General features: G+C 34.9%; 7 protein-coding genes. 2 read left to right on the top strand and 5 right to left on the bottom strand.

The window, feature by feature from the left end; genetic code table 11:
- Positions 1 to 100: 100 nt before the first annotated feature.
- Entirely contained in the window at positions 101 to 994 is an 894-nt protein-coding gene (locus A9Q93_RS00180) for a hypothetical protein (RefSeq protein WP_303685348.1), read from the bottom strand.
- A gap of 46 nt (positions 995 to 1,040) precedes the next feature.
- Here A9Q93_RS00180 and A9Q93_RS00175 point away from each other — a divergent pair, with 46 nt between their 5' ends.
- Positions 1,041 to 1,262, top strand: a complete 222-nt coding sequence (locus A9Q93_RS00175) for a uracil phosphoribosyltransferase (protein WP_303685347.1) — start codon at positions 1,041 to 1,043, stop codon at positions 1,260 to 1,262.
- 7 nt (positions 1,263 to 1,269) lie between these two features.
- On the opposite strand, the gene purD is transcribed toward A9Q93_RS00175, so the two are convergent.
- On the bottom strand, positions 1,270 to 2,538 hold the full coding sequence (gene purD, locus A9Q93_RS00170) for a phosphoribosylamine--glycine ligase (RefSeq protein ID WP_303685346.1): 1,269 nt from the start codon (positions 2,536 to 2,538) through the stop codon (positions 1,270 to 1,272).
- Positions 2,539 to 2,601: 63 nt separating this feature from the next.
- On the opposite strand from purD, the gene A9Q93_RS00165 reads away from it, so the two are divergent.
- Complete coding sequence (locus tag A9Q93_RS00165) at positions 2,602 to 3,891, top strand: phenylacetate--CoA ligase family protein (RefSeq protein ID WP_303685345.1); 1,290 nt, start codon at positions 2,602 to 2,604, stop codon at positions 3,889 to 3,891.
- 24 nt (positions 3,892 to 3,915) lie between these two features.
- Here A9Q93_RS00165 and A9Q93_RS00160 read toward each other — a convergent pair whose 3' ends face one another.
- The 3 genes from A9Q93_RS00160 to A9Q93_RS00150 form a co-directional block, all read right to left on the bottom strand.
- Positions 3,916 to 4,689, bottom strand: a complete 774-nt coding sequence (locus A9Q93_RS00160; RefSeq protein ID WP_303685344.1) for a glycosyltransferase family 2 protein — start codon at positions 4,687 to 4,689, stop codon at positions 3,916 to 3,918.
- A complete protein-coding gene (locus A9Q93_RS00155) occupies positions 4,689 to 6,080 on the bottom strand; it encodes an exopolysaccharide biosynthesis polyprenyl glycosylphosphotransferase (protein WP_303685343.1) in 1,392 nt (463 codons plus the stop codon). The genes A9Q93_RS00160 and A9Q93_RS00155 overlap by 1 nt, the downstream gene beginning before the upstream one ends.
- Positions 6,043 to 7,013: UDP-glucuronic acid decarboxylase family protein (locus A9Q93_RS00150; protein WP_303685342.1), on the bottom strand; the 971-nt coding region annotated here is incomplete at its 5' end. The genes A9Q93_RS00155 and A9Q93_RS00150, both read right to left, overlap by 38 nt.

The following is a 7,013-nucleotide window of genomic DNA, read 5'->3' as shown; positions in this document are numbered from 1 at the left end:
TATGGTAAGTATCTATAACGGTTTGAAAAATTTTATTGGCTTTATCTGAGAACATAATCTTGATTTAGAAATGCAAATATAGAGATTTATCGCGGCTCAATTACTTTAAGAATAATGAGACCATAAGAATTAAAAAGGGAACCCATAAAACTGATTCCACTAAAATTTTACGATTTGAATATTGTAATATACGTGTCAAGAAAATAGCAATTACTATTATAGATAATAGGCTTGAACCGTTTAAAATGTAGTCTATTGCCACACAAATGCCCGTAAAACCCAGCACAGAGAACCGCGACCTTGCACTCAAAGAGATGTTAGGAATACCCATAAGCAGGCAAATAGAAAATACTAAACATAGCATTGCAAATACTAGAAACACTACGAGTGAGCTGGAAAAATCAATGTTATCATAATTGATGTAATAATTGAAACCATCTAGAAAATTACTCCATAAATTTAAGTAACTAAACTGGTCTATGGTGAAGGTGAGTATCGATACAGTAGCAATTGCTATACATGGAATCGCCCAGTAATTAAGCTTTTTAAAAGCGTGAATGATAATGCTTATAAATAATATCGAAAAGAAAATTATACTCCAAGAATAAAAAATACAAGCTATACAAATCCACAGACTGGCATCAAATATTTTTTTAGTCATTTGCTTACCGGTATGCATACTCAAAACTCTACGTAAGGAAAGCAATAGAAATAGATAGGCGATGTAAAAGTTCATCTCTCTAGTAAATAATAGACCAGTTATGAATAAACAACTATACATCCATAATCCATAGGAATTGCTAGATATAAACTCATTTTTTATAGTAATGAAATGAAATAAGGCTACAGATAGAACCGCAGTAAATGGTATCCATAAATAGGACCATCCCATCAACGGATCGCTTAAAACTAAATAAGTAGAAGCTGCAAACACCATCAAAAATGTGATGATAAAATGAATAGGTTTACTCGTTTTAAAAAAACTAGAAAGCATAGGTATTTTTAACTATTTTTGCAGCAGTAACAAGCAATTTACAGAAATGGAAAGTTTATTAGACGCAATAGTAGGTTTATTTGAAATTATATTAGCTCCTTTTGATGCCTTAAGAGAGTTAGAGGACACAAGCTGGTTTGCAGCAAATGCAATATCATGGTTATGTATTCTTATTCTTGTAGTAGCTTTTGTTTACTGGATGAAACAGTTAAAAGAATACGACAAGGATGAAGATAAAACTCAAACTGGTCATTCCTTTTTAGGATAAATAAACTTTATAGGTCAAAACCTATATCCTTACGATAATACATCCTATTAAAATGTAGAGCATCTACATTTTGATAGGATTTTTTTAGTGCTTGATGGAAGTCACTTCCATAACTTGTTACAGCCATTACACGACCACCATTTGTAACTACTTTACCATCTTTAACAGTAGTTCCGGCATGAAAAACGATGCTATCGTCTATTTTTTCAAGTCCAGTTATTTCCATTCCTTTTTCATAAGCTTCTGGATAACCACCTGCAACGCACATTACTGTTGTGGCACTTCTAGAATCTATGGTGAGGTGCTCTTTGTGTAGTTCCGCTTTCGCGAAAGCGTTTAAATGACTAAGTAAATCACTAGAGATACGCGGCAAGACAACTTCAGTCTCTGGATCGCCCATTCTTACATTATACTCTATAACAAATGGTTCCTTATCTACGATCATTAAACCTATAAACACAAAACCTTTGTAGATGATTTCTTCTTTTTTAAAACCATCAATGGTAGGTTTTATGATGCGGTCTTCTATTTTTTGCATGAGGTCATCGTCAGCAAATGGAACTGGAGAAACGGCGCCCATTCCTCCGGTGTTTAATCCAGTATCGCCTTCACCTATGCGTTTGTAATCTTTTGCAGTAGGCATCACTTTATAAGAGTTGCCGTCTGTCATTACAAAAACACTCATCTCAATACCGTCAAGAAATTCTTCTATTACAACTTTATTAGAAGCTGCACCAAATTTTCCTCCTACAAGCATTTCTTCTAGAGATTCTTTTGCCTCTTTTGCCTCTGGAATTATTAAAACTCCTTTTCCACCAGCAAGTCCATCTGCTTTGAGTACAAATGGTGGTTTTAAAGTATCTATGAAGGCCATTCCTTCTTTTAGAGTTTCTTTTGTAAAACTTTGGTAAGCTGCGGTAGGCACGTTATTACGTTGCATAAATTCCTTTGCAAACTCTTTAGAACCTTCAAGAATTGCACCTTGCTTAGATGGTCCTATAACATTAACATGTTTCAGATCTTCGCTTTGAAAAAAGTCATAAATTCCATCTACAAGAGGTGCTTCTGGACCTACAACAACCATTTCTATTTCATTTTCTAATACAAATGATTTAATAGCAGGAAAGTCAGTTATTCCTAGGTTTACATTAGTTGCTATTTGATCTGTACCAGCATTTCCTGGAGCTACAAATAATTTAGAAAGTAACGTACTTTTATTAATGGAGTGTGCAAAAGCGTGCTCGCGGCCACCGCTTCCTAAAATGAGAACATTCATAGGTTGTGTTTATGGAATGCAAAAATAAGTTTTACCTTGCTCAAGATTGCTTTAAATATTAAAATGCCTTTAAAACTTTTTGACAACATATTAAAACTGCAAGGTTTTAAGATCGATTATGCCCGTAAAGAGTTTGCTAAATTATCAATGAAGGATTTAGAAAAACAAAAAAAGGCCGTCTTAAAACATCATTTTACTGATAATCATTTTTATAATTCTTTAGTAACAAACAAAAACGCAAGCTGGAACGAATTACCAGTTTTGTCAAAGAAAGATTTCCAACAACCTCTGTACAAACGATTAAGTAAAGGCTATACTTTAAAAAATGTATTCAAGGGTAAAACCAGTGGTTCAAGTGGTCATCCATTTACATTTGCAAAAGATAAATATGCTCACGCTATGGCCTGGGCAGCTTTTCACGAGGCTTATGAGCAGCACGGTATCAATTTAAACACTTCATTACAAGCGCGCTTTTATGGTATCCCACTGAGTGGAAAAGGAAAGTATATGGAGCTTGCAAAGGATTTTGTCAGTTACCGCAAGCGCTTCCCGATTTTTAACATGAATGATGAAGTTCTAGAGCGTTTTTTAAACCGGTTTAAAAAAAACAAGTTTGATTATATCAATGGTTATACTAGTAGTATCGTTTTACTAGCTAATTATTGTAAACGTAAGAACTTGATTTTAAAGAGTATTTGTCCGTCACTAAAAATTTGCATTGTAACTAGCGAGATGCTTTTTCCAGACGATAGATCGCTTCTTGAACAATGGTTAGGAATACCTGTTGTTAATGAATATGGAGCTAGTGAGGTAGGACTGATTGCCATGCAAAATAGTAAAGGTGATTTTGAGGTGAATCAGCACAACCTTTTTGTTGAGGTGGTAGATGGCAATAATCAACCGCTTCAAGATGGAGAGATAGGGCGCCTTCTAGTGACCGATTTATTTAATAAAGCACATCCTATGATACGTTATGAAATAGGCGATTTAGGAAGTCTAGAAACCTTAGAAAATGGCACAAGAATATTAAAGGAGCTTCAAGGTCGCACAAGTGATATAGCTCGATTACCTAGTGGTAAAGTGGTGCCAGGATTGACTTTTTATTATGTTACTAAAACGGTGATTAAAGAAGATCTCGATATTTTAGAATTTATTGTCATCCAGAAAAAACCTTCTCTTTTTGAAATTCAGTATGTGAGCCGTGCTGAGATTAATGAACATCTTAAAAGCAGTATCCATAAAGCAATGGATGAGTATTTAGAATCTGGACTTAAAGTTAAATTTACAAGATTATCAGTTCTCGATAGAAGTAAACGCGGTAAGCTAAAACAGTTTATGAGTGAAGTAAAATAAGCTTTTTGTAGAGCAAGCTTTCAGTTATAGTTTTATTTTCATTTTATTTTTTATAAAAAACTGCTCATAAAAAAAACGTACCATCAAAATAGTACTTTTTATTGCAGAATATCCTAAATGTGATCGATAAACAGCATAATTATATTTGATCAAATCAAATTTATTTGCAGAAAGACCATCACTAACTCGATAAGAGGCAATAGGTTCTTCAATACCTATTGCATAGCCCGTTTTTTTTAAAACATCCAGCCACATTGCCCAGTCTTGCCTTTTACGTAAACTAGGAATAGCTATCTTACCTATCGCAGCAGCGTTATAAATTCCAGTAAGATTGCCTATGTAATTACTTTGGTGAAGTTTTTTATAAGTAAGTTTCTTAAAAACTTGATGGACAAGCTCTGGTTGATCTGGTGTTGCCTTAAAAATCTCGTAAGCACCGTAGCAAGCGAGTGCTTTTTGAGCTTTCATAGCTTCAATTTGAATTATAAGTTTGTTGGGTTTCCATAAATCGTCTGCATCTAGAAAAGAAATATAGGTGCCAGATGCAGCTTCTAATCCTTTGTTACGAGTAATTCCTGCTCCAGAATTCGAGGAGTTTTTTAAAGTGATAAAACTTATGTCAAGAGAAGCGTTTTTTGATGCGTACGCTTTCGCGAAAGCGTAACTTTCATCATCACTGCAATCGTCAATAATTATAATTTCTAGAGGTCTATAAGTTTGAGATAAAATGCTATCAAGCGACTCCTTAACCGTTGCAACGCTGTTGTAAGTAGGCATTATGATAGAAACAAGCTCCATTAGTATGCTTTTTCTTCACCTTGAAATACGTTGGCAATCGTTTTAAAAATGATGGCAATGTCTTGAGCTATATTCCAGTTTTCTATGTAATAAATATCGTTGCGCACACGTCCTTTGATGTCCTCTTCAGTTTCTACCTCACCTCGATAACCACTTACTTGAGCAAGTCCTGTAATACCAGGTTTTACAAAATGGCGCACCATAAATTTATCAATACGCTCTGCATACATGTGCGTGTGGCTTACCATATGTGGTCGTGGACCTACCACGCTCATATCTCCTAGCAATACATTAAAGAATTGTGGTAACTCATCGATACTGGTTTTGCGTAAAAACTTACCGATTTTAGTTATTCTGTGATCGCCACGAGTTACCTGATGTAAATGTGCGGTTTTATTAGGCACCATAGAACGGAATTTAAAACAGGTAAATTCTTTATAATCCAGTCCATTGCGAGCTTGTTTAAAGAAGACTGGCCCTTTAGATTCTAGTTTTATAATAATCGCTACTAGCGGTGTAAGCCATGACATAACACCTATAATCACAAATAAGGAGAATACGATATCAAAAGCTCTTTTGGTAATTTTATTTGCAAGATCATCAAGAGGTATTTCTCTCAATGATAATACAGGAGTAAGGCCATAATAATCACAATGCAATTGTTGCGATAGTACCGCTTCAGTGTCAGGAATAAATTTGAGCGTTCTCAAATTGTTATCTGCAAAGTCTGTTAATTCTAGAAGTTGATCATTATCTAGTTCTTTTACAGAACAGAAAATTTCATCAATATTATTTTCAATGACCCATTGCTGAAAATGAGTTAAGGTAAAACTGGTTGCATGAACATCTATCACGTTTTTTGACCTGTAGCCATAATCTGTATGAGTCTTAAAGAATTGGTGCAGCTGGTGTGTATCTTCATTATCACCTAAAATTGCAACGTTTCTAAAATTCCCTCCTAGAGTACTGCGGTAATTTTTTAAAAAGATAAATAATCCTATTTTAACTATAGAAATACCACCTACTGTTGCTGCTATATAGTTGAATATATAGGTAGATTCTCTGTTTAACTCATAGTAGTAACCAAAAAAAGCAAACACTACAAAAGCAAAAAATACAGATTGCTTTGCAAGGCGCATTAATAGAGTTGTGAACTTTGTGTTTCTACGTATTTTATAGAAGTCTAATTGCATGGATACAATTACCCAACATATGCCTATAAAAATGCTATAAGTAAGTAAATCAAAGCTCTCTTTGAAAAAAAAAGAAGCAGCAAGAACTATCAACCCTAAATCTACAATGTAAGAAATAGGTGTAATAAAACCAGAAAAACGGCCATTGCGATAGGCAATACTATCTGCGGATATGTTTGGTAAAGTCTTTGTGGTCACGCTTGTTTAATTCTTCTTCAGATAATGATTTGAAGTATTCATAAGTTAGTTTCATTCCTTCCTCACGGCCTACTTTAGGTTCCCAATCTAGTATTTTCTTTGCTAGGCTTATGTCTGGACGTCTTTTCAATGGATCATCCTGTGGTAATTCTTTATAAACTACTTTTTGATCTGTTCCTGTAAGCGCAATGATTTCTTCGGCAAAATCTCCTATCGTGATTTCATTAGGGTTACCTATGTTTACAGGATCTGAGTAATCACTTAATAACAACCTATAAATTCCTTCTACTTGATCGTCCACATAACAGAAAGATCTGGTTTGTTTCCCATCACCGAAGACAGTGATATCTTCACCTCTTAACGCTTGTCCCATAAAGGCAGGAATTACACGACCATCGTTGAGTCGCATTCTCGGGCCATAGGTATTAAAAATACGCACGATACGTGTTTCTAGCCCATGAAACCTGTGATATGCCATAGTCATGGATTCTTGAAAACGCTTTGCTTCATCATATACACCTCTAGGTCCTATGGTATTTACATTTCCATAATAAGACTCATCTTGTGGATGAACTAGTGGATCTCCATAAATTTCACTAGTAGAAGCTATAAGAAGACGGGCCTTTTTTGCCATCGCAAGACCTAGTAAATTATGCGTTCCTAGCGAGCCTACTTTTAAAGTCTGGATAGGAATTTTTAAATAATCTATAGGGCTAGCAGGACTGGCAAAATGCAGGATGTAGTCTAGTTCTCCCGCAACATGCACATAATTAGATACATCATGGTTATAGAATTCAAAATCTTCATGAGGGAAAAGATGCTCTATATTTTTAAGATCGCCGGTAATAAGGTTATCCATCGCAACAACGCGGTAACCTTCTTTAATAAAACGGTCACAAAGATGTGATCCTAAAAATCCAGCGGCACCTGTAA

The sequence above is a fragment of the Nonlabens dokdonensis genome, from assembly GCF_002162835.1.
In the GTDB taxonomy this organism is placed as follows: Bacteria; Bacteroidota; Bacteroidia; order Flavobacteriales; family Flavobacteriaceae; genus Nonlabens; species Nonlabens dokdonensis_B.
Note: the sequence above shows the minus strand (reverse complement) of the source record. Positions and strands in the feature narration are given on the sequence as shown.

Coding starts and splice junctions, on each gene's coding strand:
- A9Q93_RS00180 (WP_303685348.1), bottom strand. CDS start 994: ATGCTTTCTAGTTTTTTTAAAACGAGTAAACCTATTCATTTTATCATC.
- A9Q93_RS00175 (WP_303685347.1), top strand. CDS start 1,041: ATGGAAAGTTTATTAGACGCAATAGTAGGTTTATTTGAAATTATATTA.
- purD (WP_303685346.1), bottom strand. CDS start 2,538: ATGAATGTTCTCATTTTAGGAAGCGGTGGCCGCGAGCACGCTTTTGCA.
- A9Q93_RS00165 (WP_303685345.1), top strand. CDS start 2,602: ATGCCTTTAAAACTTTTTGACAACATATTAAAACTGCAAGGTTTTAAG.
- A9Q93_RS00160 (WP_303685344.1), bottom strand. CDS start 4,689: ATGGAGCTTGTTTCTATCATAATGCCTACTTACAACAGCGTTGCAACG.